The organism is Mucilaginibacter segetis (assembly GCF_016522075.1).
Classification (GTDB): domain Bacteria; phylum Bacteroidota; class Bacteroidia; order Sphingobacteriales; family Sphingobacteriaceae; genus Mucilaginibacter; species Mucilaginibacter segetis.
Map to the genome: position 1 here is coordinate 974,084 of NZ_JAEHFW010000001.1, position 26,100 is coordinate 1,000,183.

General features: G+C 42.5%; 29 protein-coding genes and 3 tRNA genes. 10 read left to right on the forward strand and 22 right to left on the reverse strand.

Translation table 11 applies throughout. The features are described 5' to 3' along the window. Window positions 1–204 precede the first annotated feature (204 nt). Both I5M19_RS04510 and I5M19_RS04515 read right to left on the reverse strand, forming a co-directional pair. Window positions 205–783, reverse strand: coding sequence for an ImmA/IrrE family metallo-endopeptidase (locus tag I5M19_RS04510; protein ID WP_200064503.1), 579 nt, complete (start codon window positions 781–783; stop codon window positions 205–207). Then, window positions 776–1,126, reverse strand: a complete 351-nt coding sequence (locus tag I5M19_RS04515; RefSeq protein WP_200064505.1) for a helix-turn-helix domain-containing protein — start codon at window positions 1,124–1,126, stop codon at window positions 776–778. The genes I5M19_RS04510 and I5M19_RS04515 overlap by 8 nt, the downstream gene beginning before the upstream one ends. Window positions 1,127–1,266: 140 nt before the next feature. Between I5M19_RS04515 and I5M19_RS04520 the strand changes: the two genes are divergently transcribed. The 4 genes from I5M19_RS04520 to I5M19_RS04535 are packed head-to-tail and all read left to right on the forward strand — an operon-like array spanning window position 1,267 to window position 4,026. Next, complete coding sequence (locus tag I5M19_RS04520) at window positions 1,267–1,674, forward strand: lecithin retinol acyltransferase family protein (RefSeq protein WP_200064508.1); 408 nt, start codon at window positions 1,267–1,269, stop codon at window positions 1,672–1,674. A gap of 9 nt (window positions 1,675–1,683) precedes the next feature. Beyond that, window positions 1,684–2,439: an SMODS-associated NUDIX domain-containing protein gene (locus tag I5M19_RS04525; RefSeq protein WP_200064511.1), complete on the forward strand. Its 756-nt coding sequence runs from the start codon at window positions 1,684–1,686 to the stop codon at window positions 2,437–2,439. A 2-nt stretch (window positions 2,440–2,441) separates the two neighbouring features. Then, on the forward strand, window positions 2,442–3,626 hold the full coding sequence (locus tag I5M19_RS04530) for a nucleotidyltransferase domain-containing protein (protein ID WP_200064514.1): 1,185 nt from the start codon (window positions 2,442–2,444) through the stop codon (window positions 3,624–3,626). Continuing rightward, window positions 3,616–4,026 (forward strand): hypothetical protein, encoded by a 411-nt coding sequence (locus I5M19_RS04535; RefSeq protein WP_200064518.1) that lies wholly within the window; start codon window positions 3,616–3,618, stop codon window positions 4,024–4,026. The genes I5M19_RS04530 and I5M19_RS04535 overlap by 11 nt, the downstream gene beginning before the upstream one ends. A 54-nt stretch (window positions 4,027–4,080) precedes the next feature. Here the strand turns inward: I5M19_RS04535 and I5M19_RS04540 are convergent, their stop codons facing one another. The 7 genes from I5M19_RS04540 to I5M19_RS04575 all read right to left on the reverse strand — a co-directional run bounded on the left by I5M19_RS04540 (window position 4,081) and on the right by I5M19_RS04575 (window position 11,405). Beyond that, window positions 4,081–4,689, reverse strand: a complete 609-nt coding sequence (locus I5M19_RS04540; RefSeq protein WP_200064521.1) for an HhH-GDP family DNA glycosylase — start codon at window positions 4,687–4,689, stop codon at window positions 4,081–4,083. Window positions 4,690–4,743: 54 nt separating this feature from the next. Beyond that, on the reverse strand, window positions 4,744–5,373 hold the full coding sequence (locus tag I5M19_RS04545) for a 7-cyano-7-deazaguanine synthase (protein WP_200064524.1): 630 nt from the start codon (window positions 5,371–5,373) through the stop codon (window positions 4,744–4,746). Beyond that, window positions 5,366–6,691 (reverse strand): nucleoside 2-deoxyribosyltransferase, encoded by a 1,326-nt coding sequence (locus I5M19_RS04550; RefSeq protein ID WP_200064527.1) that lies wholly within the window; start codon window positions 6,689–6,691, stop codon window positions 5,366–5,368. The genes I5M19_RS04545 and I5M19_RS04550 overlap by 8 nt, the downstream gene beginning before the upstream one ends. Continuing rightward, complete coding sequence (locus I5M19_RS04555) at window positions 6,691–7,065, reverse strand: hypothetical protein (protein ID WP_200064530.1); 375 nt, start codon at window positions 7,063–7,065, stop codon at window positions 6,691–6,693. Before I5M19_RS04555 ends, I5M19_RS04550 begins: the two co-directional genes overlap by 1 nt. Window positions 7,066–7,089: 24 nt before the next feature. After that, entirely contained in the window at window positions 7,090–7,557 is a 468-nt protein-coding gene (locus I5M19_RS04560) for a hypothetical protein (RefSeq protein ID WP_200064533.1), read from the reverse strand. Between the two features lie 2 nt (window positions 7,558–7,559). Then, on the reverse strand, window positions 7,560–8,852 hold the full coding sequence (locus tag I5M19_RS04565; RefSeq protein WP_200064536.1) for an AAA family ATPase: 1,293 nt from the start codon (window positions 8,850–8,852) through the stop codon (window positions 7,560–7,562). 1,644 nt (window positions 8,853–10,496) lie between these two features. Next, window positions 10,497–11,405 (reverse strand): helix-turn-helix domain-containing protein, encoded by a 909-nt coding sequence (locus I5M19_RS04575; RefSeq protein ID WP_317193212.1) that lies wholly within the window; start codon window positions 11,403–11,405, stop codon window positions 10,497–10,499. A gap of 146 nt (window positions 11,406–11,551) precedes the next feature. Between I5M19_RS04575 and I5M19_RS04580 the strand changes: the two genes are divergently transcribed. From I5M19_RS04580 to I5M19_RS04590, 3 genes are read left to right on the forward strand one after another with little or no spacing between them, the layout of a single operon-like run. After that, complete coding sequence (locus tag I5M19_RS04580; protein WP_200064543.1) at window positions 11,552–12,403, forward strand: aldo/keto reductase; 852 nt, start codon at window positions 11,552–11,554, stop codon at window positions 12,401–12,403. Window positions 12,404–12,415: 12 nt separating this feature from the next. Further along, a complete protein-coding gene (locus I5M19_RS04585; protein ID WP_200064546.1) occupies window positions 12,416–13,399 on the forward strand; it encodes an aldo/keto reductase in 984 nt (327 codons plus the stop codon). Between the two features lie 60 nt (window positions 13,400–13,459). Next, window positions 13,460–13,924: a nuclear transport factor 2 family protein gene (locus tag I5M19_RS04590; protein WP_235985760.1), complete on the forward strand. Its 465-nt coding sequence runs from the start codon at window positions 13,460–13,462 to the stop codon at window positions 13,922–13,924. A 263-nt stretch (window positions 13,925–14,187) separates the two neighbouring features. Here the strand turns inward: I5M19_RS04590 and I5M19_RS04595 are convergent, their stop codons facing one another. Together I5M19_RS04595 and I5M19_RS04600 are read right to left on the reverse strand one after the other, a co-directional pair. Beyond that, window positions 14,188–14,493, reverse strand: a complete 306-nt coding sequence (locus I5M19_RS04595) for an ORF6N domain-containing protein (RefSeq protein WP_200064551.1) — start codon at window positions 14,491–14,493, stop codon at window positions 14,188–14,190. Further along, complete coding sequence (locus I5M19_RS04600; protein ID WP_235985761.1) at window positions 14,490–15,725, reverse strand: site-specific integrase; 1,236 nt, start codon at window positions 15,723–15,725, stop codon at window positions 14,490–14,492. The genes I5M19_RS04595 and I5M19_RS04600 overlap by 4 nt, the downstream gene beginning before the upstream one ends. A 36-nt stretch (window positions 15,726–15,761) precedes the next feature. Here I5M19_RS04600 and I5M19_RS04605 point away from each other — a divergent pair, with 36 nt between their 5' ends. Continuing rightward, a complete protein-coding gene (locus tag I5M19_RS04605; protein WP_200064553.1) occupies window positions 15,762–15,959 on the forward strand; it encodes a hypothetical protein in 198 nt (65 codons plus the stop codon). 46 nt (window positions 15,960–16,005) lie between these two features. On the opposite strand, the gene I5M19_RS04610 is transcribed toward I5M19_RS04605, so the two are convergent. Then, window positions 16,006–16,078, reverse strand: a tRNA-Lys gene (locus I5M19_RS04610). Window positions 16,079–16,190: 112 nt separating this feature from the next. After that, window positions 16,191–17,219, reverse strand: a complete 1,029-nt coding sequence (locus I5M19_RS04615; RefSeq protein WP_200064556.1) for a WD40/YVTN/BNR-like repeat-containing protein — start codon at window positions 17,217–17,219, stop codon at window positions 16,191–16,193. Between the two features lie 153 nt (window positions 17,220–17,372). Between I5M19_RS04615 and I5M19_RS04620 the strand changes: the two genes are divergently transcribed. Together I5M19_RS04620 and I5M19_RS04625 are read left to right on the forward strand one after the other, a co-directional pair. Beyond that, window positions 17,373–17,456, forward strand: a tRNA-Leu gene (locus I5M19_RS04620). A gap of 75 nt (window positions 17,457–17,531) precedes the next feature. Beyond that, a tRNA-Leu gene (locus I5M19_RS04625) sits at window positions 17,532–17,615 on the forward strand. A gap of 6 nt (window positions 17,616–17,621) precedes the next feature. Here I5M19_RS04625 and I5M19_RS04630 read toward each other — a convergent pair. The 9 genes from I5M19_RS04630 to I5M19_RS04670 form a co-directional block, all read right to left on the reverse strand. After that, window positions 17,622–18,074, reverse strand: coding sequence for a hypothetical protein (locus I5M19_RS04630; protein WP_200064559.1), 453 nt, complete (start codon window positions 18,072–18,074; stop codon window positions 17,622–17,624). A gap of 9 nt (window positions 18,075–18,083) precedes the next feature. Then, window positions 18,084–18,332, reverse strand: a complete 249-nt coding sequence (locus tag I5M19_RS04635) for a hypothetical protein (RefSeq protein ID WP_200064562.1) — start codon at window positions 18,330–18,332, stop codon at window positions 18,084–18,086. After that, complete coding sequence (locus I5M19_RS04640) at window positions 18,329–18,805, reverse strand: lysozyme (protein WP_200064565.1); 477 nt, start codon at window positions 18,803–18,805, stop codon at window positions 18,329–18,331. Before I5M19_RS04640 ends, I5M19_RS04635 begins: the two co-directional genes overlap by 4 nt. Then, window positions 18,789–19,031 carry a hypothetical protein gene (locus I5M19_RS04645; protein WP_200064568.1) on the reverse strand — a complete coding sequence of 81 codons (243 nt, stop codon included), beginning with the start codon at window positions 19,029–19,031 and terminating at the stop codon, window positions 18,789–18,791. The genes I5M19_RS04640 and I5M19_RS04645 overlap by 17 nt, the downstream gene beginning before the upstream one ends. Before the next feature lie 6 nt (window positions 19,032–19,037). Further along, complete coding sequence (locus tag I5M19_RS04650) at window positions 19,038–19,370, reverse strand: hypothetical protein (RefSeq protein WP_200064571.1); 333 nt, start codon at window positions 19,368–19,370, stop codon at window positions 19,038–19,040. A 26-nt stretch (window positions 19,371–19,396) separates the two neighbouring features. Further along, a complete protein-coding gene (locus tag I5M19_RS04655; RefSeq protein ID WP_200064574.1) occupies window positions 19,397–23,212 on the reverse strand; it encodes a beta strand repeat-containing protein in 3,816 nt (1,271 codons plus the stop codon). Then, window positions 23,209–24,117: a hypothetical protein gene (locus I5M19_RS04660; RefSeq protein WP_200064577.1), complete on the reverse strand. Its 909-nt coding sequence runs from the start codon at window positions 24,115–24,117 to the stop codon at window positions 23,209–23,211. The genes I5M19_RS04655 and I5M19_RS04660 overlap by 4 nt, the downstream gene beginning before the upstream one ends. Continuing rightward, on the reverse strand, window positions 24,117–24,731 hold the full coding sequence (locus I5M19_RS04665) for a DUF6712 family protein (RefSeq protein WP_200064580.1): 615 nt from the start codon (window positions 24,729–24,731) through the stop codon (window positions 24,117–24,119). Before I5M19_RS04665 ends, I5M19_RS04660 begins: the two co-directional genes overlap by 1 nt. Window positions 24,732–24,821: 90 nt before the next feature. Beyond that, complete coding sequence (locus tag I5M19_RS04670) at window positions 24,822–26,099, reverse strand: hypothetical protein (RefSeq protein WP_200064583.1); 1,278 nt, start codon at window positions 26,097–26,099, stop codon at window positions 24,822–24,824. Window position 26,100 lies beyond the last annotated feature (1 nt).

Sequence of the window (26,100 nt, forward strand, 5' to 3'; positions counted from 1 at the left end):
GATTGGCAGATTTGCCAAAAAAATGAAATAATACGAAAAATCTTGAAAGGCCACTATTGAGGTTTTTCGAGTAATTTCGGGTGCTTGATCACACGCACCATAACATCCATAGTAATATGTTATCACAAATATACTAACCAAATAAAGCTTTTAATGGTAATATACTGGATCAATAATCTAATTACCATTTCAATATAAAAGATTTTAACAAACCTTTTGCTGTTTGAACACGCCGGTAACCCCCATACGGTATTTGACCATATCGACGCTAGCGGAGAAGTAGTCGGAAATATTTTCTACGGTTACAAGGTGTTTGAGCCCCCATTGCAATCCTGGCCTAGTTATCTGTAGACAGCCACCGAGATATTTGGCCTCCTGTTCATGGACAGGGTTAAAATAGTGCAGTCCGAACTGGGCGCACAATATAGCAGATTCTGGTGGAACGGTATGTTTACGGATGATATGGGCCAGTTCGTGCATCAGATTACTTTGCTGGCGGAAGCGGGAATGGCGGTCATTATGGATGATGATCTTTTCACCGTGAATGTTTGGAGTCCACATCGCTGAAAATTTATCGGGGTCGGTCATCCGGCTGTAGTCCGGATGATCGGTCTGATCGCCAAAGACTTCGTCGACGGTAAAAACGTCCACCTGGAGGTGTTCAGCTAGCTTAAAGGCGTCCAGTGGGTCGAATTTGGAAATACCAAGGTCTTTCCGGCAGGCTTCGGATATCCGTTCAGCCTCTGCCATAAAACCACGCGCCAGGACGGACTTACTAGGCATTGCGTTTGGATTTGGTAAAAGCCATATCAACCATGTGCACCATGGCATTAATAGTGTCGGTATCCAGTTCGCGGCTGGAGCGCAGTTGGAAGACAATCTTTTCCTTTTCGGAGATGTCCGCCGCCTCGATCTTTTCACCGGTAATAAAGGTTTCTGTGGATACGCCGAGCCAATTGCATAACCGGATAAAGGTTTCGACATCCGGCAGATTACCTTGTTCAACACGCGAGAGCGTAGCCGAGCTGATTCCTCCGATTTCCGTCGCAGTATCCCTTAACCCCTTTTTTCCGCGCCTGGATTTCAGCATACTAGCCAGCAGTTCTGAATTTAATGTGGATTCCATGTGGGTAAGTTGTTGAAAAGTTTTATAAGTAATACATTGTTACATTAATAATACAAGTATATATTTGACAAATGAAACAATGTTACGTTGATGATACAAATTTATAACACTCTGGACATATATACAAAATTTATTTAATCATGGAAAATCTGCAACAGTATTTCTTAAGGCCAGGAGACCAGTTGGTGGAGGCCATTTTTGCGACCGGGCTGACCAAACATTTTGCGGTCTACGTGGGACGCTTGTCGGATGGGCAGGAATGGATCGCAGAGAACCATCACCACACTGGTGGGGTGCGGCTGGTCACGGTGCGGGATTATGCTACCGCGGGACGCAGCCTGGTGCGCATCGACCGTTTCATGGGAACTGAACAGGAACGGCAGCAGGTTATCCTACGTGCATTGCGGTTGGCGGGGAAGTCCTATGACCTGGTGCAATATAACTGTGAACATTTCGCCACAGAGGTGACGACTGGACTGGCAGAAAGCAAACAGGTGCGGAATGTGGTCGGCGGTTTGCTGCTGATTAGTTTATGGCGCAGCGAATAATAAAAAAATATGGGATCAATCATCATTGCGCTGCTGAAGCAGGTGTTCTCCAAAGGCGTGAGCAAACTATGGGATAATAAGGATGTCGCCTGGCTATATATCCGGACGCTATTCTGGACCTACCGCACTAAGCAGATCCGCTTTTCACTAAGCTACCTTTTCCGGATCAAAATACCAGGGACAAACAGTTATCTACTGGTATTAAACCGCCGGATCGCCAACCAATTACAACCGGTCGGCGGGGTTTATAAGCGGTACGGCGACGATAAGCTATTTGAATCCTGGGGTTTTGTGCCCGATAGCCAAGCTAATGGGCTGGGCGTCGATCATACGAGTGACTGCGATCTGCGGTTCCGGGTGAAAGGGAAATACACGGTGGATGTCGTGAAATGGTTTGAAGAGGCCAAGGAACGGGAAGTGAGCGGAGAGCGGGAATTTTGCGAGGAGCTGCTAGAAACGGGTATCCTAGACCGGGAGGTGTTTAAAAGTATTCGCTATAAACATATCCGGCGTCATTCGCGGCACTTGAAATGGAGCGAATTCCACCAGTGTTACGAGGTGCTGATCTATGATGTCTATGAACTGCTGCCGTCTGATAAGCAAAGGGAAGCGCTCGTTGCACTGGCTGCGCAGCCCTTGGATCTGGCTAAAGGCTTTGCAATAGCGGAATGCGAGCAGATAGAACAATGCCGCTTTCACAGGGACGGTACGCAGTTGGCGAAGATAGGACAACACACCAAATTGATCATTAATCAAAGTTTTTAGTTATGGAAGATATATTTAAACATTATGAACTGCAGCGGGAGGAATTGCTGGCCCGCATCGCGCAGCATTTGCAGCTGGATGAGACCCGTAAGGGAAGGATGGAATCTGCTTACCGCGCGATCTCTGAATTACTGGATCAGGACCAGGGCTTTTTCAAGGATCTGGATATTGATGTATACCCGCAGGGCTCGGTACTGACAGGTACGACCGTACGCCCTTACAAAGGTTGCGAGTTTGACCTAGACATTGTCGTGCAGATCAATGCACTGTACAGCCGTTTTACGCCGGTGGAGATTTATAATGCGCTGTTGAAGAAACTGGAAGGTGACGACCGTTATAGTGACAAGCTGGAAAAAAAGAACCGCTGCGTACGCATCAATTATGCCAACGATTTCCATATGGATATCCTGCCGGGCTGCATCGTATTTTACCAGGACAAGAATGTGATCCGCATCCCCGACCGTTTGCTGCGCGACTGGGCGGTCAGCAACCCAAGGGGCTTCGGCGAGTGGTTCCTGGCCCGTGCGGCGACGATACGCCGGGAATCGGTCCTGCAAGGTTATTATAACCGGATGAAGGTGGAATTGCGCGCCCAGATCGAAGAGCTGCCGAGGGACGACTTTTACAGCAAATCGCCACTGCAGCGCGCGGTGCAGCTGGTAAAGCGGTACCGGGATATTTACTTTTCTGGGGCCAATTCAGAATATGCGACTTCCAGTATCGTACTAACGACGCTAATGGGTTTGAATTACCAGGGTGAGCCTTCGATTTACGAAACGATAGACAATGCGCTCAACCGGATCAAACTGTCCTATAACGTGGCGCAGCAAAACCGCATCCGGTTTACTGTTACCAATCCCGTGAATGCTCAGGAACATTTTACGGATAGCTGGACAACAGCACATTATGATCATTTCTACCGCTTTGTGGAAAAGTTCCACCGCGAATGGAATGCTCTGAAGGAAGGCTTTGACAAGAGCGGACAGCACTATATCGAACTGTTTGACGAGCGTGTTTATAAAGAGTCGCTGCAGGAGCAGATCAAGGTACTTTCCAAATTCTCTCAATCGCCGGTGACGCGGGCGAACGGCCTGATCATCGGCGGCAAAGCGTTTACAGATGAGGCCGGACGCATCCGTCAGGACCAGGGCTATAAAAACACGGCACATCACAATTATGGAGGATGAGGTGGTAATCGCCTGCCGGAAGAATTACCGGCTTTTCCTGTTTGTGCAGATGGAGCTGGCGCGGCAGCATTTTAGCTGGCTGAAGCTGTCGCTTAACGGGCGCATGATCAGCGGCTCCGGCGTACTGGAAGTTGGCGACCGGCGCTACCAGGTTGATCTGAATTATTCACCCTTTTTTCCGATTCGTTTTGACCGGATATTGATCAAAGGGATCTCCTATCATCCAAAGATTCATGTTTACGGAGATCTGAGCTTATGCCTTTATCACCCGGTACAGGATATGCCGCTATTCCGGACAATTCCTTTAGTGGAAATGATTCCTTGGATTAGTGAATGGTGTGTACATTATCAGGAATGGCAAAAATATGGTGTTTGGTTAGGAAAAGAAATTTCCCATTAGTACAGCATAATGATTTAAAATAATGAATAGCCGCAGGGATTTTGAGCTCATTAATTAAAATACAAGTTGCAATTGAGACGTCTCAGTTGATTTTTTATTCAGTTTTTGGGACATATATAACCATATACTATAATCAATGGCAGATCTTGATACTTGCAAAAAATCTGCAGCGTATTCCACAACTTGTTTAGTGTAATTATAACCCGTTGCGGGAATGTTAGCCATTTCCACAAACGAATAGATATGCCGGTCGACAGCCACAGTATCGAAATTTAACAGTTTAAGCGTATAATCTATCGTTTTGGGACCGAAGCCTTTTATTTCCAGTAACTTTTCACGGTTTTTCTTTTCTCCTAAAAAAACCTTGAAATCTATGCAAGAGTCTACCTCATACATAGCAGTAACCGTCAACAAATCGCGCATGCGTCGCAATTTTTCAGGATGTCTCCAGCGTATCAAGTTCTCCAGTCCGACCTGTGCAATCAATTGCTCAAAACTTTCTCTGGTGTAGTCATCTGGGTAATTGAATAGTAAGTGCTGAACTCTGGGCCTAACGATGTTCTGATAATTCAAACCAGCCTGCAGCACTATATCTGTAAAGAGTGCACCTATATGTTGATAACAGATTTGTCGGTCGATCTCAACTGTTTCAAAAGACTCCAATGTCTGTATGAAGTTCGCTAATTTTCTCGCTTCTAAAGCTATCATCATCATAGGTTATTCTGATTCAATTTTTCGCATGGCTTCGAGACGGTCAACACAATTTGGGCAAGCACCACATGGTATTTTGGATGAAGCCTGGCACGAAAATGTCGATCCGATCGCTGCACCTAATGAGACCCCAAGTTTAGCAACTTCGTATTTGGAATGATATCTAAAGGGCATATTGATCTTTACTGAACCATACTCCTTCAACATCGTTTCCATTTTATTAAAAAACTCATTGGAACAATCAATTTCCTTTGCATGGTTACTGTTAATAAATGCCGAATAGACATTAGTTAATCCCAAAGTTTGAGCAAACGTCGCCCCAATGGTCAGCAAAAGTACATTTCTGTAAGGAATATAAAGATCATCCGCTGTGATTTCGTCCTCCCATAAGTTAGCTTCCTTAATAAATCTTGAACGGGACCGAGCATAGACTGACTGAATATCAATGTATTCTATCTGTCCAACATACTTTTCGGGTAAGACCCTTTTTAACGTTTCAAATTCCGTTTCTGCACAATGCTGGCCGTAATTAATAAACAGTGGGATAAAACTGATGCCTTGTTGATCGAGCCAGTAAGCCATAGTTGTAGAATCCAAACCACCAGAAGCTAATAAAACACCGCCTTTACTATTCATATTTGATTAAAGAACTTTGGATAAAAACTTCTGCCATTATTTCGTCTAGGTCGTTCGATACTAATGTCGGCAATTCTGTTAACATGCAATTTGTTGCAATATTATAAGGATCGTAAACAATGGTAGGTATTCCTTTTGCAGCAGCCAATCCGATTTCTATCAGGGTTCCAGGATCATCGTATAAAAGTACCGCAATCAATAATTGGCATTCGTCGAGTAACTGCATATCTTTTTGAAACAATTGTTGTTTTCTGCTCTTATTGGCGTTCACCTCCATTTGCCCATGTTCGGCTACCGGGCGGCGTGGGCAGAAGTGATGATAAGTTAAGGCGTTACAGAGCCATTCGATGGGTTCGCGTTTAACAAAATCAAAATCGGGAGCGGCAATATATATTTGAACCTTTGCCCGTTGCTCCCAGGGTAACGTCACCCCCCCCATTGCTTCCAGTTCATTCAAATTCGATTGCAGTAAGCGGTCGGCTTGTGTTTTAAAATCATCCGGATAGGTCGTTTGAGCATATTCTCCTGCCATCCATGACGCCAAAACCAAGGCTTGATGGAAGGAAAGAATGTCTTTTTTGGCAATATAAGTAATATCGAATACATCACCGACGCCGATAGAGTGAGCGATAGTCCTTGTTTGGGCGCCAATGTGAGCATTTTGCGATTCCTTGAAAGAGGTTGCACGAGTACCGCCTCTATTCTCTTTCAACACCATGCGCGCGCAAAACGGGCGAAACAATTCAGCAAAAGCCTCATAACTATCTTTAAAAAAAGTTTGGAATATAGTGGAAGAGGTTGACACAAAGACGGTATCTAACGGCCGATCAATTGTTGAGAAAAATGCCAGATCATTTATGTTATTAGCTACATCAATATGCACTTTTCCCGATACCCGATTGATAAGTAACGTTTGGTCATAATTACCCGAAATAAAAAAATAATCATCAAAAGATTGTTTTAGCATCTGTAAAATCGCGGATTCATCGTAAGTGACAGTAATGGCATCCCGCAACAGGAATTCATAGCCCTGATCACCGATCTCCTTCGCTTCTTCCACTAAAAACACATAAGGCGCCCCATCAACATCTCCCAATTTAAAGATATCGGAACAGCATATACTGTTCAAAAAATCGGTAATTTGACCGTCCAAATAAGCAGGTGCAAAATAAGCAACCGAAAACGGTATATCCATAGCCCATAAAGCTCTCGCCGCGTGCATTATTCCACCTAACCGCATTTTAATCGGGTTATTTTTTGTTTTTAATGTGACGTCAACAACAATGTCACCCACTAAGCATATTCTTGCCTTTGTCATCAGATCGGAATAATATCCACCGAAACGTTTGGTGAGGGCTTTGCACGGGCGCTACTAACTACACCGCCATATGTGAATGCACTATCAAGGCACACTTTGATGTAATTAAAGCGCGTCGGAAGATATCCTATTTCCTCACCTAATGTTGTCTCTACTGCCAACCGATGCCCATTAAAGGTTACCGTCACAGCAGTTCCAACAGGTGGAACATCTCCATAGTTAATAAAATAAAAACATCGTGCGACTTCTTCTAAGCCAGCCGAAAAGGCTGTTCCACATTTGTCGACACCACTTGCTCCTCCATTTGCCTCATCGGAGTTTGTTGGTTTGCGTTTGGAATAGTCTGTAAATGATCCTGAACCTGTACTTCCCATAATCTATAATTATTGTGTAAGATATTAGTTTTGTCTTTGGCAAATCGCTGCGATATGCCTGGTAGTTAATAACCCCCGATTTCGCAAGCCAGAGTAAATTCTCGGTCTATTTGCAGCAGGCTTAAAAAAAAGTTCATGTTTAAAATAGGGATAAGCCCGAGCATCCAGCGAACAAATCAATTGACAACCCGAGACACGTAAAAGGGCGACCAAATGCTGGTCATCAAAATCCGCATGTTGAAGTTGTGCACTTACCAACAACTCTTCGGCATCAACAAGTTGGTCATCAACATGGACCGCTCGATTGGCCTTTTTAAGCTCAATGAATATTTTCAAATATTTTTTTAGTTCACCAATATATTTTGTTCCCCCAAAAACGATTTTGCCAGTTCCATTTAAAACCCATTCGTTAACAGGCTGAAACTGCCGATGATTTATAGTACCCGTGTCAAAAACAACAGCCAGGGTATTCGTATCTATAATAATACACATAGTTATACTTTTAACAGGTTAAGTTGTTCACTAATAAAAAAATCTCTGAACGAGGCAGGCTGAAATTCACTATATGTACCATCGGAATTAATATCAATTACATGTGTATGATTGCCACTGTTATCTCGTGTAAAGAAAACCACTTGCCCACTTCCGTATTGACGATCTTGTTTTGAGGCACGATGAAGCCTTAAGCGATACCTATCAATAATATAATCACTATGAGTTTCCAAAATAAATTTTTGATGGTCTGCCTGGTTGGATTTAAAAATAAATTCACCAACAGCAGCCTGCGCTCTTGGGTGCAAATGCGTTTCCGGTTGCTGGTAGATTAGCCATGTATAATCAGGGCGAGCAATGGCCTCAATAATAAGTGGCAGAATTTGTGAAACTCCGTATCCCACATTCAAAATATTTAACTTTATTTTATTAATTGAAACTTGTATCTCAAAAGCATCCTCGGATATGTTTTTTAAGTTTTTAATACTTATGCTTTCAAAAAGACCACTATCCGTCCCAAATCGATTTAAAATTTTTTTAACATCGGGACCTTCGATAATATCCCTCAATACAGATGCAGAGTGCTTTCCTTTCGGCGTAAAAATCAACGGCACCTGATTATATACCTTTTCCGGTTCAACAACAGATGGCGCAAACCAAGCTACGCGATTAAGCATATAAGGGATGGTGATTTCGTAACGCTTCGCAATTTCATGTGAAGAGCCTTTTGACTGCTCGAACATTACGACTGTTTGTAACTGCCTCAAAATAGACAAAGACGAACTTACATCCATAGTAAGCCTTTGGAAGGGACAATCTTTTAAACTATTATCAGTAATCCAATTTTTGAAGTCTTTATCATCATCTGACCATTTTTGACCGGAATCTATCAGCCGGTAACGATATTTTAAAAAAAATCCTTCAAGGGTGATCTGAAGATTAATAACCTCGTCACGATAGCTTATTTCTTTTGGTACAGGATAGCCATCTTTTTCTATTAATTTGATCTTGATAGCAGAGACCAAATCGGAATCGTCTTGTTTAGGGCCAATAAAACCGATTTCAAAATGTTCACGTTTGTCGCCGGAAGTAATAATTTCAGAAAAGCTCCCTAATACTGTTTCAGCCTCTCCGAAAATATTATACCTCCAAAACCCCTGGGAAGACATTATACCCAGTAATTTAAGTATAGATGATTTTCCAGTACTATTTTCACCAACGAAAAAGTTAACGTCCCTTAGCGGAACGAAGGTGGACTGAAAACCACGAAAATTATCGACGTAAAGTATCGGCATTTGTGACGTTTGCTATTATGAGTAGTGTTCAGGAATTTTAATTGATACTTAAAGATATAATAACAATTCTATTATTTTTTATTTTTTATTTATCTCTTGAGTTTATTGGTCAACTATTCTATATCCTAATAGGTTTTTTTTCTAATGTAATAAATTGATATTTAGAATGTAAGGGCAGATCCTGCTGCGTTACAGTTAAATCTTCAAATTGATAGCATCAACATTCCCTCCACTGCCAAACTGGTTTCAGTTATAACCTCATGTGGGGTTAAACATCTTTCTCTACTAGAGTATTTTCTACGTTGCAATGTTTTAGTCTTGCGAAATAAAGAATATATAAGCCGGCATAAATTTAATCAAAGAATTCTATGAAAACAGCCGTTTTATATCTTCGGGTAAGCACCGACGAGCAAGCCGCAAGGGAATATTCCTTGAGAAGTCAACACGAGGTTATAAATGCTTATTGTAATCTAAATAGTATTAGCATTTCAAAAGTATTCACGGAGGATTAGTCCTGCCGCCTTTACGCTGGGCCACGGATAATGGGGCAATGATCGCTTTGCCGGCCTGGGACTATCGAGACTCGGGCTCGACATACCACCTGTTCCCAACGTGGGACTTACCTTGGCAGAGTTTTGAACTTGTAATCTTTTTAGTTTTTTGCAAAATCGGATTCTTTTTTTCACCTGGAGTTGAGTTCGAACCTTCTCGCAACTTTTAAGCCAGGTTAAAATGAACTAGTAATGCTCAGTATCAGTACTAATGCAATATTACGAAACCCAAGCACAAATTAATAAATTAAAATTTTGTCGATACCTCATTATAAAAGAGGAGAAATCATCGATGGTTCCCACCCAAATTTCCAATTCGTCGTAATTTCTCAATAAACTGGTTTGAAAAAACGTCATTGTGGGGACAAAAAAACATTGCCGCTAAATAGTCAAACCTTCGGAGGCTAGATTCGAACCAGATTTTAACTGAGTGGATACTTTGATTTCTGAAACGGTTCGATACCCTAATTGACGAACAGTAAAACTATCAACAACGGATAACTGAACATTATCTACGATTAAATGCTTTTATGATTATATTATCAGCTTAGCTTTTACTGAAACATCTATGCCTCTAATCATCCATCATTTATATAATTAGATATCACATTAAACATCCCAGCATAATCAATAAGGTGTCACAAATTGTGACACCTTATTGCTCTGAAAATTTCTATTCGTAAGTCTTATAGCCAATTGTATTCCTGGGTTCATGCTTTTGCTGAACCAGTTGTTTCAAAGCCTGAAAAATGGCTTGTATATCTTCATGGTGCTGAACCAGCAGTTTTTCCTACTGTTCAAACCTTATTAAGAGGTCCTGATGCGTGGCCAGCATTACTCTGAATTTAACAAACACTTCGATGATCTTAATACTCATGGCAATCGCCTGAGGCCTTTTAATCACATTGGCCAGCATTAATATGCCATGCTCGCTTTATGTAAGGTAATTGATTATGTAAAATATCGGCATCCCGCACTAATATCTGCTTGGAAATAGCCTCTATTTTACATAATCACATTACATAATTTGATCGAAATGAATGTCAAAACGCCTTGCAGACATTGATGAAAAACGGAAGAAATGCGGCTCGTTTTAATTCAAATTTCGATACTCCAGTGGGGTTTTGCCGACACGTTTTTTAAATACGCGGGTAAAATGCTGCGGATATTTAAAGCCTAACTCGTAAGCTACCTGGTTTACGGTTTTTTCGACGTCCGATATTTTCTCTTTGGCCATATCGATCAGTTTGAACTGGATATATTCCTGCGCAGTTTTACCAGTTTCCTTTTTCACGAGGTCGCCAAAATAATTGGACGATAAGTTTAATGTATCCGCGCAGTAAGCTACAGAGGGTAAGCCGATGGTCTGCGGTTTATCGGTTGCAAAAAAGTCGTTCAGCAGGGTTTCAAACCGTTCGATAATCCCCGTGGTGATGTGTTCACGAGTCATGAATTGACGGTCGTAAAAGCGGGTACAATAATCCAGGAACAATTGGATATTAGCGACGATCAGCTTTTTACTGTGTTTATCGATACCAGCTTGTAACTCATAATCGATTTTATGCAGGCAATCCATTACGATACTTTTTTCTTTCTCTGAAAGATGCAACGCCTCATGGGATTGATAGCCAAAAAAACCGTACTCTTGAATATGCCTGCCTAATGGCGTCCCATGGATCAGATCAGGATCAAATGCTAAAACATAACCTTTGGGCTGGTAAGTTTCGCCGTTGCTGTTAACGCCTGCGACTTGTCCGGGCGCCATAAATACCAAAGTGCCTTCCTGGTAATCATAAGTGGCCCTTCCATACACCAGATCGCCGCACTTTACATCCTTTAAAAAAACAACATAAAAACCAAAATACATTTGCGAACCCTGTCTGGGGTCAGCTTTGGATAGGTCAACCACCGTGACCAGCGGATGCTTGGTTTCATTGTTATTGAAGGTATTGTACTCACTAATGGTATTGAACCGCCGCATGTTGTCCATAATCACTTGCATTTAGACATCAAATTTAGGGGTTAAATCCGTTATAACGGCTTATCTGCCAAAGCATCTGTAATAATGGTAGAAATTGCCGTAATCCGTATCCTAATTAGGCAGACAATAGGTACGACCTTTGTACTCAACGAAGGAAAAAGAAAATTATGCTAAGGATCAAATTAAATAATGGTGTGGAAATGCCCCTTTTAGGCTTCGGCGTTTTCCAGGTAACTGATCTGTCCGAATGTGAGCGCAGTGTCATCGATGCGATCTCCGCAGGCTACCGGTTAATTGATACCGCACAATCTTACCAGAATGAGCAGGCCGTGGGTAAGGCTATCAAACAAAGTGGCGTGGCGCGCGAAGAACTGTTTATTACAACCAAACTCTGGATACAAAGTAAGGGCTACGAAGGCGCAAAAAAAGCTTTTGAGCAGTCCTTAAAAAAACTCCAGCTGGATTACCTGGACCTGTACCTGATCCATCAGCCTTTTGGCGATGTCTACGGCGAGTGGCGGGCAATGGAAGAATTATACCATGAAGGTAAGATCAGGGCCATCGGCGTGAGTAACTTTCAACCCGACCGCCTGATGGATTTGATCATTCATAACGAAGTGGTGCCTGCTGTTAACCAAGTAGAAACGCACCCTTTCCATCAGCAGCATGAGGCGCAGGCCTTTATGCAGGAAAATAAGGTGCAGATCGAATCATGGGGGCCGTTCGCCGAAGGCAAAAATGGTTTGTTCAAGAATGAATTGTTAAAATCAATTGGTGAGAAATATAACAAGTCCATTGCCCAGGTGGTACTCCGCTGGCTCACGCAGCGCGGGGTGATCGCCATTCCGAAATCAGTTCGTAAAGAGCGTATGGCGGAAAACCTGAACAGCCTGGACTTTGAACTGACGGCTGATGAAATGGAAAAGATCAAAACGCTCGATACGCCGACCAGTAGCTTCTTCGATCACCGCGACCCTAAAATGGTGAAATGGTTGGGCGAAAGAAAACTGGAAAACTAAAAATAAATAGCTATGAAAAAAAGACAATTGGGAACCAGCGGCCTGGAAGTGTCCGCATTAGGGTTCGGCTGTATGGGGCTGAGCTTCGGCTATGGCCCCGCCACCGATAAAAACGAAGCCATTAAATTATTACATGCTGCGGTTGAACGTGGTGTGATGTTCTTTGATTCGGCTGAAGCCTACGGCCCGTTCGAGAACGAGGAATTATTAGGTGAAGCATTAGCTCCTTACCGCCAGCAGGTGGTCATTGCCACCAAATTTGGCTTTAAAGAAGGTAAACCAGGATTGGGCGCGGACAGTACACCAAAACGCATCCGCGAGGTGGCTGAAGCTTCTTTGAAGCGTTTGCGTACCGATGTGATCGATTTGTTTTACCAGCACCGCGTTGATCCAAATGTGCCGATGGAAGATGTTGCCGGAACCGTGAAAGACCTGATCGCCGAGGGTAAGGTTAAGCACTTTGGCCTGTCAGAAGCCGGAGTTACGGCTATTCGTCAGGCGCACTCGGTTCAGCCTGTAGCTGCCTTGCAAAGTGAGTATTCGTTGTGGTGGCGCGAACCGGAGCAGGATATTCTTCCCGTTTTAGAGGAATTGGGAATTGGTTTTGTGCCTTTCAGCCCGCTGGGCAAAGGCTTTTTGACAGGTGCTATCAATGAAAACACTCAGTTTGATCAAACAGATTTCAGGAACACCGTGCCCCGTTTTTCAGAAGAAAACCGTAAAGCTAATCAGGAATTGGTTGATCTGCTAAAGACCCTTGCCACAACAAAAAACGCTGCACCGGCACAAATCGCCCTCGCCTGGTTACTAGCCCAAAAGCCTTGGATCGTCCCAATTCCCGGAACAACGAAACTGCACCGCCTGGAAGAAAACTTAGGGGCAGCCGAAATCGAGCTGACTGGAGCAGATTTGCAACAGATCGGGCAAGCCTTGGTTGCTATCGAGATACAAGGCGACCGCTATTCAGAGCAGGCGCAAAAAATGGTCAATCGTTAATATGAACTAATCATAAAACCTAACATCATGAAAAAAGCAATCTTCATCCTGCTTTGCTGTATGGCCTGTATGCATTCAGGTTATGCACAAGCTAAACTTCCAAATTCGTCAGCAGTCACTAATTCAAAAGAAGACCAGGAAATCCTCGAACTATCGAAAAACAAATGGAACTGGATGGCCGATAAAAACACAGAGGCATTAAACGGCTTGTTTGCCGACAATTGTGTTTTCGTACACATGGGCGGAAGCTGGGGTAAAAGCCAGGAACTGAATACGATAAAAGGCGGCGGCATCTGGTATAAAAAAGCAGAGGTCTATGGCGCATCGGTAAATATCCTGGGTAATACGGCGATCTTGTTGAACGATCTTGACCTGTTGGCGGTAGTGGGCGGCAATGAAGTAACGCACGCATTCATGGTGACAGAAGTCTATGTTAAAGAGAATGGCGAATGGAAAATGGGTTCACTCACCTTTTCACAATTACTGCGTCCCGTAAAAATGAACACAACCCCGCAACAACACTGATATGAATCGTCGTGAACTTTTAAAATCAGGGGCCGCGTTGGCAAGGCAAGTTATTGCATTATGGTGCGGGCTTTAGAAAAGGCTTATAACAAAGTTGTTGATGAGAAACCATCGGAAATATCCCCATGGCTGAAAGATGCAGAACTGTTGACCTGGCTAAAAGGGCTGAAGTAGCAGTGCTTATTATGTAAAGAAAAGTCCTTGTCAAAGCCGCTTTCCTTATCGATTAGCTGTAATCGACAAGGACTTCTTTACATAATCGATTAGCTTACATAAACCGAGTTATGTATAGTTTTACATAACTCGCTAAATGCATAGGGCAGTGCCCCGCCTAAGTGCTGCCTGGATGGTATCACATTTTGTGATACCATGTCGTCCACTTCTTTTTCGGTTAACTGATACATAAAATGCTCAGGAAACCGGTCCGAGTTTCTTTTGACCTGCTGACGTAGCCGGATGGGAATAGTACCATACATTTCCGCCAGATCCCGATCCAGCATGACTTTAATACCCCGGATCAAATATATTTTTTCAGCGATCCGTTGATCATTCCGAATTTCAGGCTTCATAGCTTTTGATTGTTCAGTTTCTCTTTTAAGTTCATCATATCCATTTTCAGCTTCTTCTCCACTACGCGGGCATAGATCTGCGTGGTAGCGACTTTGGAATGGCCTAAGATTTTGCTGACGGTTTCTAAAGGCACCCCGTTTGAAAGGGTAACGGTCGTCGCAAAAGTATGCCGGGCCATATGGAAGGTGAGGTTTTTATGGATGCCGCAGCATTCGGCTATTTCCTTGAGGTAATTGTTCACCTTCTGATTGGACAGGAGCGGGAACACCGTCCCATTATACAGGGACCGTTCATTATGCCGGTACTTTTTGATGAGCTCTACGGCTTTCGGCAGCAAGGGAAGGTTAACGGGCTCAGCCGTCTTTTCCCTGGCCGTCCTGATCCATAATTCACCGTCTTCGGCTTTCACCACCTGGCCGGGTTTCAGGCTCATCAGGTCGCAGTAAGCCAGTCCGGTGTAACAGCTGAAAATAAAAAGGTCCTTGATCAGCGAAAGCCGTTCCAGGTCGAAGACCTTGCTCTCAATGGCGCGGAGCTCTGCCTCGGTAAGAAAGTCCCGGGCAACCTTTTTCATCCGGATGCGGAACGTCGCGAAAGGGTCGCGGTCTATCCACTGCATGTCCTGGGCCAGGTGCACCATTTTCTTTAACCTTTTCAGATGGACTTTGATGCCGTTATCCTTTAAGGGCTTATGATGGTCCTTCGGTTGCTGGCTCCTGAGAAAGGCGTCAAAGCCCTGGATGAAACCATGGTCAAGATCTTTGAGCAGCAGGTCATCCGCGCGGTAATGGGCAGCCACATACCTGGAAAGGTAACGCTGGGTACCGAAATAATGTCTCAGGGTTTCCCGGCTGAGGCTCTTGCCCGACGTTTCATTATGATAGGTGATCAGCCGGTTGAGCGTGTAGGTTTCATCCGTTTCCCCCAGGAACAGGCTCTTGACGGTTTTCGGGGTGATCAGTTTGCCTTTCAGCAGGAGTTCCTTATAGCAATTGCCTAAGGCCAGCCTTACTTCGTCCAGGTAAGCATTGACCCGGCGCGCCTCGTCACGGGTGCCCCGTGCCGCGCCTTTGCCGAAATCCCAGACCGAAAGGCTGATGTGCTGCTTGAGTGCGATAAACGCTTTTTCCTTGTTTACAGTAACCGCTGCATACAGCGGCGCTTTGCCATTCCTGGCTTTGTCGGATTTAATGGTAAAATAAACCCGGAACGTCTGTGAAGTTTTCATCATACATCAAATTAAGTTCAACTGCTTCATGTGCTCTGGATGAGTGTTGAGGACCCAGGGTTCGAATGCGGGCCGAATCATAACCCGCCTTTTTCAGCTAAAAAATTACAGATCAGCCACTTATTAAATTTTCGAACACCCGAAGTTAACCATCATCCGGAGGTGTTCAGTAAGGTGTTCAGAAAGCCGGCTTTAGAAAGGGTTGGAGAGGGGATAATTTATGAAAAAACCCCCTAAACAAGCAGTTTAGAGGGTTTTCGATGCGCCGTTGGGGGCGACTTTGTGATCCCGCTGGGACTCGAACCCAGGACCCCAACATTAAAAGTGTTATGCTCTACCAGCTGAGCTACGGAATCATACTTTATCCGTTTCTGTTAAAGTGGTGCAAATATAGGATTTATTGCTATTGCCTGCAAACCTATTTTTAATTAATTTTTACGGATAAAATAAGCGCTTCATTATCAGTAATTAGGGTTTATATATTCCTATAGTACCATCACCTGCTAATAAAATAAGTGAGCCCTTTTTAGCTTTCCGGCACACATTATAGGTAGTGCTGTCAATTTTATGCCAGGTTAAGCCGCCATCGGTAGTTAAGTTACTCCCCGGTGTGCCGGTAGATAGGAAAGTACCGCCGCCCAGATATTCCACACAAGACTGATACCCGGATGGTCCGGCTTGCGGTATATTGCCCTGCTGAGCCGCATGTTTTTGTGGAAGAATGTATACTACCGAATCGGTTTGTTTGTCTTTAGCGTAATTACCTCCCACAACAATAGTTTGTTTTTTGCCATACGCAACAGAAAATGCACCCCGACTTGGTTCGCCATTAGTAAGGGGTAGGGGAGTAGCTATCCAATTTAGCTTATTTACAGGGGACGACAGCATACGGCTAACGCTGCCACCCGTTACTATGGTAATTATACCGTTTACCCGCAGGCATGTCCCGCTTGCGGCAAATGCTGCTTCGTCTTTCAAAGCGACCGGCGCATCGGCAGCGGGGGCCCATGTTTCGCCGCCGTTTTTTGTTTCCAGTAATAAAAATTTATTATCGATGGGATCGCCCATAATAAAGCCATGTTTGGTGTCGGCAAAATCCATTGCATCTAAAAAATAGGCTTTATCTGTTTGTTGATATTTCAATTGCCAATTAAGGCCTCCATCGGCTGTTTTTAGGATCACGGCCGGGGTGCCCGAACTCATGATGATGGCTTCCTTGTCGGAAAATGCCTCAATGTCCCTGAAATCGCTTTTCTCAAAGCCTTTTACCTGCCGCCAGGTCCAGGTGAGTCCACCATCGTGTGTAATGCCTACGTTGCCGCCGGTACCGCTAACCCACGCTGTTTTATTATCAATAACCGAAAGCCCTCTTATGCTTACACGTTTCACCTCTTTTACAGGTGTTATGGTTTGGGCCTTTAGATGAAAGGATTTTAATAAAAATGAAACGAAAATTAATGAGGCTACTTTGAATGTACGGGAGTTAAATTTTAACATATGGTGAATATAATGGCGGTTTGTTATAGTTATCATAACTGCTGCAGATAACATTCCCGAAGTTACCTTTTGCCGCCGATTTTACAAATACCTTATTTTTTGATTTATTATAACAGCATTCGGTAAAACAATTATATTTGCATCCGCTTAAATGCCCGGATGGCGAAATTGGTAAACGTTGCGGTCTCAGAAGCCGTTGAGAATTGTCTCTTGAGAGTTCGAGTCTCTCTTCGGGCACATCTATTTAAGTTGAAAGTCTTAAGTTGATAAGCAATCCTGCTTAAAACCTTAAGACTTTCTATTTACTGAAAAGCCCGGGTGGCGAAATTGGTAGACGCACCATCTTGAGGGGGTGGCATTCGTAAGGATGTACGAGTTCGAATCTCGTTCCGGGCACTATACTTACTCAGCAACTTTAAACTGGTGCTGATAATACCACTCCACAATACAAACTCCGTCGCTCCAGCTTAATTCACCATCTGCCGCAAGCTGTGTAATTAATACCGACAAGTTGTGTAAAAAAGCACTTTTAATATCACCATCTAAGTTTTGTAAAACCCGAATGGCGCATTTAGTAATCTCCTGTGGATCTGTTTGTCCGGTACATTCATCAGCCAGTTTAAGATCAGCCAATATTTGGGGGATTCCGGCGCGTAGTATCTCTTTTAACTTATCATCTACCGTGCCCGGTATTACGGCTGCTAATACATCCGCCAAGGGCGAATCCATAAAGTTTTTTATGTTTTCGGTTATCACAACTCCCGCATGGACAGCTATTTTTAAATCCGCCGGGAAGCTATTGAAAAGTGAACGTATGGCCGACCATATTTTATTTAAGAATGATTTTAAGCTCATGGCTGTTTTTTAATTTTTAGTTGTTTTGATTTCATCTATTTCGTTTTGTAAAAGCGCTACCTGGCTTTCCAGTACTTTAAGCCGGATCTCGTTAACGCGTGTTTGGGCGTCCTGCTGCATTTTTACATCACGGATATCGTTTTTCAATTCGAAGTAGGTGGTCATTACTGATACTACTATACTGGCCGTGCTGATTATAGTAACTACTATATTTTTTATGGTGATGCCTTTTAGCTCACGGTGTTCAAAGGTGGTCATGATGGTTGCTGTTTTAAAAAAAGTGTTCGTTCCTGTTTGCGGCGTTTAGTGAGCGTGTCGCAGATCACTTTTTTTCCTGTTTGCGGATCGGTTATTTTGTTCCAAACTAAAAACTGATCGGCAGCACCTATGTAATCATGCGCATTGAGTTTGCGCATCAGGGTAGACTTTTGTAAGGCGCCGGTACCTTCGTTGTAAGCGAAGGATACCAGGGCGTCAAACTGATTCTGAGTCAACGGGACTTTAACTGAATTATTTACGGCAGTTACATACCAGCCCAGGGTATTTAACAGTAAAGCTTCGGCTTGATTCGGATGTGTTAACCGGTCGCCCGGCTTAACAGCTTTACCATCATGGTAGCGCGTAGATCCATAGCCGATGGTCCAAATCCCGGCAACATCACGGTAAGCTGTTAGCATAAGACCCTCAAACTGCTTAATTATGGCCAGCCCGTGTTCACTTATCTTCATCATTATGCGGCGGAGTTAATGGTTCATATTGTTTCACTGCAAACTGGGCAATTATGGCAATAGTGGTACCTGTTGCTATAAGTATAGTGCAAAGGTTTGCAGGTATAACCGCTATCTGGGCGAGCGAAGTACCCATACCGGCTAAACCCACACCAAATATTTGCGCCCGTTTAAAAAAAGAAGGGGTATCGCTTAAGAAGCGTTGTATCAATGTGAATTTTTTTTCCATTTTTTATTAATGTGCTAATGGTTTTACAGCACTGAGGCTATCGGCTACGTATTGTTTACGAAACTGTGTAGCAACAGCAGTTTGAATAGTCTGAAAATATACCTGGGCGTCGTCCAGCTTATCCATTGGGAGCTTGATTTTTTTTAGGTAAGGAATAACACCTTCTTGCGAGGTGCCCATTAAGGAACTTAGTTGATCGCCGGTTAGCCCGATCTGATAAACCCTTTTAGGATCAGGTTGATATTTTGAAGTATCCGGTTTTGCTTTTTCTTTTGTGGTTTGACCAAAAGTTACCGCTGCGCACGCCAATAAGGCGATCGTTAAAATTGCTTTTTTCATGATTGTTTTATTTGTGTGATTAGTGATTAATATCCCTCGAGGATAATATTACCGGTAGTTGATGCACCGGTTATAGTTATTGAAGTGTTAGAAAGAGAGGTTACTACTGTTGACGCCGGGCCATTACTGTTCATAATAGCAGGTATGTTAACAAAAGCGGTAGGGAAAGTGTAAGTTGCTGTACCGTTTAAACCTGAGCAATAAATAATTATTTTTTTATAACTGCTTCCCTGGAAAGGCTGACTAAATACAGCTGTACCGCTGCTTGAGCCACTCACCGTAGTTTGGGCTGCGCTGGATTTTATATTAGTGGCTGTAATACTACCAGACTGAACTGTATTACCTGTATTATCTATTGTGAACTTATCTGTAATAGTTCCACCTGCACTTGCAGCTGAAGATAAACCTGCTTTAAATAATATTTTAGAACCACTACCTGTAGCCTGCTCATAAGCAATAACTTGAGAAGCAATGTAACTGGAGCTTCCGCTTTGGTTAATAGTGGGCTGTATAGAGTAAGCAGATTGTGTATTATTGCTTCCGGATAAACCCGCATTAAAAGTTGCTAAATTTCCAGATAATCCAGTGCCATAGTTCCAGGTCATTAACCCATCAGTAGAGGTCGGTGATGCGTTAATGCCAAATACCCTTGACCCCCCCGTTAAGAAGCCTGCAGAGGTATTAACCCCCATTAGTATTGACCTAAAATTTCCAGTTCCCCCGCCTTCGGTGCCGATTTTTAAGATATTGCTTTCATACCTGATTGCAAAATTCTCATAGTTTGTAGTTTGGTCGGTTGTATTGTAAAGTTTGTAACCCCCTGTTGCCGTTGATGCTTGCACTAAACTACCATTTGCTGATACAGAAGCTACAACCGCACTGCTTGAATTTAAAAAGTTGAGAATATTACCAGTACTACTAGCATTTGTATTTTTTAATGTGAAAACAGGACTAGAGTCAGCAACATCTCTGTATAATACAGCTCCTGAATTGTTGAATGTTAAAAGACCATTTGCTGATGCTGTATAATTTCCTATTCCCGCACCCCTGAAAAAACCACCTGTCGTAACATATGCAACACGTGCACTATTACTATAAAACCCAACTATTTGCCCCGATGAAAGTATGCCCTGATTGATAGTTAACGCTTCAAGTCCATCAGCTACATTACGAGAAACAGATAATTGACTTGATACTGAAGTCGTTCCATCCGCAGCAATATTTATTCTTGATTGACCATTAGTACCTAATACTAAAGATTTAGCAGACAATGTACCTATAGCTAAGTCCCTACCTGAACCACCTGTATTAAATATATATGATGAAGTAGCTCTTGCCAATCCAAATAATGTTGAACCTGTATTTCCAGTTCCTGGCATTGAAAATGCTGTGTAATTACCAGATATGTCAGATACCATAAACCTAAAATCTGCAGAAACTCCGGCATTTACATTTCTCATTTCAAGCCCTGAAACACCATTAAAATCATCACTAATATTAGCTACTGGCGTTCCAATCGCTGGTGTTAATATTTTTCCACCAATGTCTAATTTAGCATAAGCAGTTGAAGTACCTATACCTATTTTACCATTAGTAGAAATATTGCTTGTAAAATAAGCAGAGCCAGTTACTTGTAATTTGTCAGTTCCATTATCTACAGTACTACCTAAAGATAAATTACCTGTTGTGTGGTCAAATTTAGCCCAAGGTGTATTTAAATTGCTTTGAAACTGAATTCCAACACCGTTATCAGCGTAAGTATTAGAGTTAATAATTGAAGAAATTGTAAGTCCATATGTATAGATATTCCTCCAACTGTTACTTGAATTTCCAAGATCAATTGTATTATTATTATTGGGTATTATATTATTTGATATGGTGCCTCCTGTTAGTTTTAGATATCTAGTGTCTGCCTTTGGGAAAAAATTAGCGACTGTTTGATAAAATGTCGTATCAGATAGTGTCGCCAAAGTAAATGTTCCTGATTTATCTGGTAAGGTAAAAATGCCATTTCCTGTAGTTGGCGAAATAGATTGTATAATTTGGCTATAAGGTCCAGCACTTAAATGGCCAAATAGTATACTTGAACGTCCATATGATGTGTAATCAGTGTTATTGTCTGCTACTACAAACCTTATGTTATTCCGCTCTGTTCTTGCTGTACCTGTTGGTCCGTAAACGTACCAATTACCACCAGATAAGGAGCTATGCCCTAAAGCATCGGTAAGTGAAATACCTGTATAATCAATTCCAGTAGTATAAGTTCCGTTAGTGTTACTAAAACCTAAAGAATTAAGTGTAGTTGTTTTACCTGATGCCGTGTAAATGCCATTGCCGTTTATTTTAAAATTAGCGGCTTGTGTAGTTGAATTTTGATTTTGAATTACGTCTCCCGCTATTTGTAGCTTATTACCGCCAATATATAATCCATCTGATTTAAAACTATAAACAGCATCATCCTCGTATGTACCACTTAACTGAACAAAACCCTGTTTATAAAAAACTAAGTCTCCATTAACCAAATTGGTATGAAAGACACCTTGAATATAACCATTTCCATAACGATAATCAAGTTTAGTATTGCCAGTTATATTTAATAAATTGCTAGAATTTAATGGTCCGCTAGCTAATAAATTACCATTTACTGTAAAATTACCTGATGTTGTTTTGTCACCTGAAAAACTTTCTGTTCCTGTTTTATGTAAAACATTTGCGTCATTAGCAGCCGTATATCCTAATGCTGTATTTACATCAGTACCTGTTAATGTAACAGCGCCCACACGAGTATTAAAAGAAGAAACACCCGCTCCGGAAGCTGCTATTGATGCATTTACATAATCTCTTGATGCTATTAGAGAAGTTGTATCAGTTAAACGTAATACATCAAAAGCATCAACAGGTGTTTCAGTTACCCTTAATTTTGTTTCAACATTAAATGCATCAAATCCATTACTTAATACCAAGTTAAAATCTCCATAACTTCCAGAACCTACTAAATACCCTGATGCTGAACTGTCGAAATTATAAAAATATAAAGGACCAACTCTCATATTAACCGGTGCATAATGGTCAACAGGACCATAAAAAGTAGAATAATTACTTGCGGTAATTCCTCCCTCTATATTAGCTGTTCCACTTATCTTAAAACTTGCATTTTGTACAGTATCAATTTGATTAGCTATTGTATTATTACTTACAATTCCACTTATTCCATTAATAGCCCTTGCTACAAATTCTGTGTTAGCACCGCTTTTTGTACTATCTCCAAGAGTTGCTGTCGGAAAAGTCGGCTTATATAAAAAATTAGCTACTCCTGTAGATTTGTTTATTGAAAACACTGTATCTTGTATAATACCTGCCCCAGTGTACCGCACAAGTTTCATATTTTTGCCTGCGCCCTCTCCCCAAGTCCAATCAGTAATATTATATGTATTATACACAATACTTCTTTCTCTGTCAGATAATAAAGACGCTATATAAACTCTTGCTGAACTTAAATAACCTTGGTCTAAAGTTCCACCAACATCAGACATCTGTAATGCTCTTGCTGATAGATTATAGGAGAATGTTTTAAACCCATCTACTGTTTGGCTAATAGCACCTTTTGTGTACAATATGCTATCACGTAGTCCGTTTATATTTTTCTGCACCCAATATCGTCTCGCGAAATTTGTCCAGTTACCGTTGCTATAGCTGTAATAGGAGGTGTCGCCGGCTGTTATCTTTTTGTACCAGGTGAAATTCGGACTTATTGCTGTCGGACTTACCGGTGGGATGTCCTGGCTGTGTGCTGCGGTAAAAATTGCCGAACACATCAATAAGACTAGTATTAATCTTTTCATAATAAAGTTAGATTTGAGTATTTTACAATAATTCGTCCGGACGGATATTCGGGCAGATCAAGACTGATCCCTGTTTGCATCGGCAGATCTCCGGATCGATTTATAATTCTTTTTATGCCAATATCCGGCCTGTCCTGTAAGTTGCCGTCTTCGTCCGTCAGTTGTACCAGGAACTCGCCGTTGCCATAATCTGTAAAGAAGTCATCCTGCCAGTTTTCTATAGTTATAGGGTTGTTGCCTCCGGCTTCAAAGTTTATAACTGAGGTTTGTGTGTAATTTATCAGCGGAATACCAGCACCCCACGCGCCTGATGTTTTTGGCCCGAACAGACTGAATGTGTTAACGTTTATATAAAAATCACCATCATTGCCGGTGCTTTGGTTTGATGGGTTGGAGGTGCCGCTTAATATCGATTTGCCATCTTGCCCGGCTGCTCCGGTATCACCTTTGTCACCTTTTGCACCTTGCGGACCTGTTTGCATCGAGAATACCTGAGCCCATGTGCCGTTACCCTTTAAATAGAAGATGCCTGTAAGAGTATCCACATAACTGTCACTATTTTTGCCTGTCTGGCTCCCCGGCAGCCCTGCTCCAAAAAGTAAGGCGCCATCGGCGGCGTTGGCTTCAGGAAGGGTATAAACCACTGCCCACTCACCGGCTATTTTTTGAGCGAATTGCCCTGTACTGGTCTTTAAGAATACATCGCCATTTTTGCCGGTATTATTTTGCGGTAACACCGAACCAAAAGCGATTGAAGCCCCTGAACTTAAATTAGTGCTAAGATATTGCAGTAACAGGCTGATGGTGAATTGGTAGTCAACCCCGTTATTAACCAAAACCGATATGTCATTAGCGCTGATGCCGGATAGTACCGGTAGTTCGTTTATCTTTTTATCTGTCGCCATTAGTTTAAAAATTCAGTGATTAATTGTGGGGTGTAATAATTATCGGCGGGGTAGTTGAAATCAGTTTTATCAATACCCCTTATACGTGGGCCAGATTGCCTGCTGCTTTTGTTTTTGCGGTTATAATGCCATGCCGGGAAATCCTCGTGATGATCTGCCAGAAATTTTTCAGTTTCGTTTGCGTAGGCATTGGCTGCACTACGATGTTGTTGTACCAACTTTACCACATCTTTTGACGATAAGGCATCTGCATTTTCGTAACGTTTTATAACAGGGCCGGTAGCGGTGTAGTGTACGGCATCCGCCTCAATAAAACGTGCAAAAGTGAAGTAAGCAAGTACCGGCTGCAGCCCTTCATATAATACCATATTGCCGTGTTCGTCCAGGTATTCACATCCGTTCAGCAGATCTTTAAAGGATTGCGGAGTTTCATCTTTTAGTGTACCGTCAGTTTCCAGATATTTTACCAGTTCGTAATAAAGTGCGTAACCTAAAAAAGGTTTAATATCCAGTTGCTGAGCTTTTTGTATAAATATGCTTATACGCTCCGGCTTTACGTTTGCTGCAATATCTTCGTATTGCTGTAATATTGCGGGTATAATTAAATTTAGCATGACGTGTCCTCCCAATCCCTTAAAGGGGAAGTTTTGTTAATATTTATTATTGTTGTTAAGTATTAGTTTGATTATCCCCTTCAGAGGCGATCAGGGGGTACACATGGCTTCGGCCTCGGCCTGTTTAAAGCCGTATGCATACATAAGCGTGGCTATTTTACTTTCGGTAGGTACGGATGATTGCAATAACTGATTGATAGCCGCTCCGGCTTTAACGCCTATTACATCGTCTGCTACATTTGCAGGTACCGGTATTATCTTCCAGTTATTTGTTGGGTTGATGTTGCTACAGTAATGGCTAAACAATTCTTCCAGCACTTCAGCAAGCTCCATCCTGTCTGGCGAGGTGTTGTCATTAAACTCCCTTATAGCTTCCTTTTTTTCGCTGCCGTTACTTAAACCTGATGCTTTTTCAGCATTGATCAGTTCTTTCGGTACCGAGAAACCTTTGATAATGCGGGCTTCAACAGATCTTTCCGTACTCTCAAAAAGTTTATCGTTGTTTTGAATGGCATAAGGCTGAAACTCCGGTTTGGCGCTCTCGTCCTCATATTCAATAACGATGATCTTTTGCGCGCTTTTTGCTCCCTGGAAAGTGCCCAGGTCTTTCTCCAGTTGCGATGGCGTGTTAATACCACTACCGATATCGGTGCTGTTGTCGGCTTCCTCGCGGCGAGATTGCATAAATAACATGGTTGATGGCAAAAAGCCTGTGGTAACCTCGCGGTTGTTAAATATTTTGATACCGGCTTCAGTCTCAAAATCCTCCCATACCGAATCTGCCTCTATCAACGGATAATCATCCACCTCCGGGTTAAAATAATACAACTGACCTTTATAGTTTTTCCAGCCTCCGGCCGTTATAACCTGTTCTTTTATGATTTGCTCATCGGGGTTATAGCTATCCAGAAAAGTGATCTTGTTGCGCATGATGTTTTTCCAGGTCTTACGACCCCAATCGCTGTATAAGGCAAACTTACCGGCTGTTTCAGGACTGTCTGTATCACCCATGCGTATATCCTCAAACTTAACGTAGTTTACCGATGATATTTTAAAGTTAGCGTTGTAGTTTACGTGTATCCCGAAACCACTGAAGAGGGCTTTATCGGTAGCTATGGCTTTTAACAATTTAGCCATGGTTAACCCCTTGCTGTTTATTACCTGTTTGCCTAAGGTTTGCTCCTCGAAACCGTTGCCGGCAATAAATTTGGCCCGCTTGTTCCAGCAATCTTTAGCGGTTGGCGATTGCGCTACCAGCTCCAGCATACGCTGCGGATAAGCGTTATCCATATCGTAATTTAATATGCCGAAGGTTTGGTTGGGCCTTACCAGTATGCGCCTTTCAATTTGCGGTAAGTAGGTTTTCATA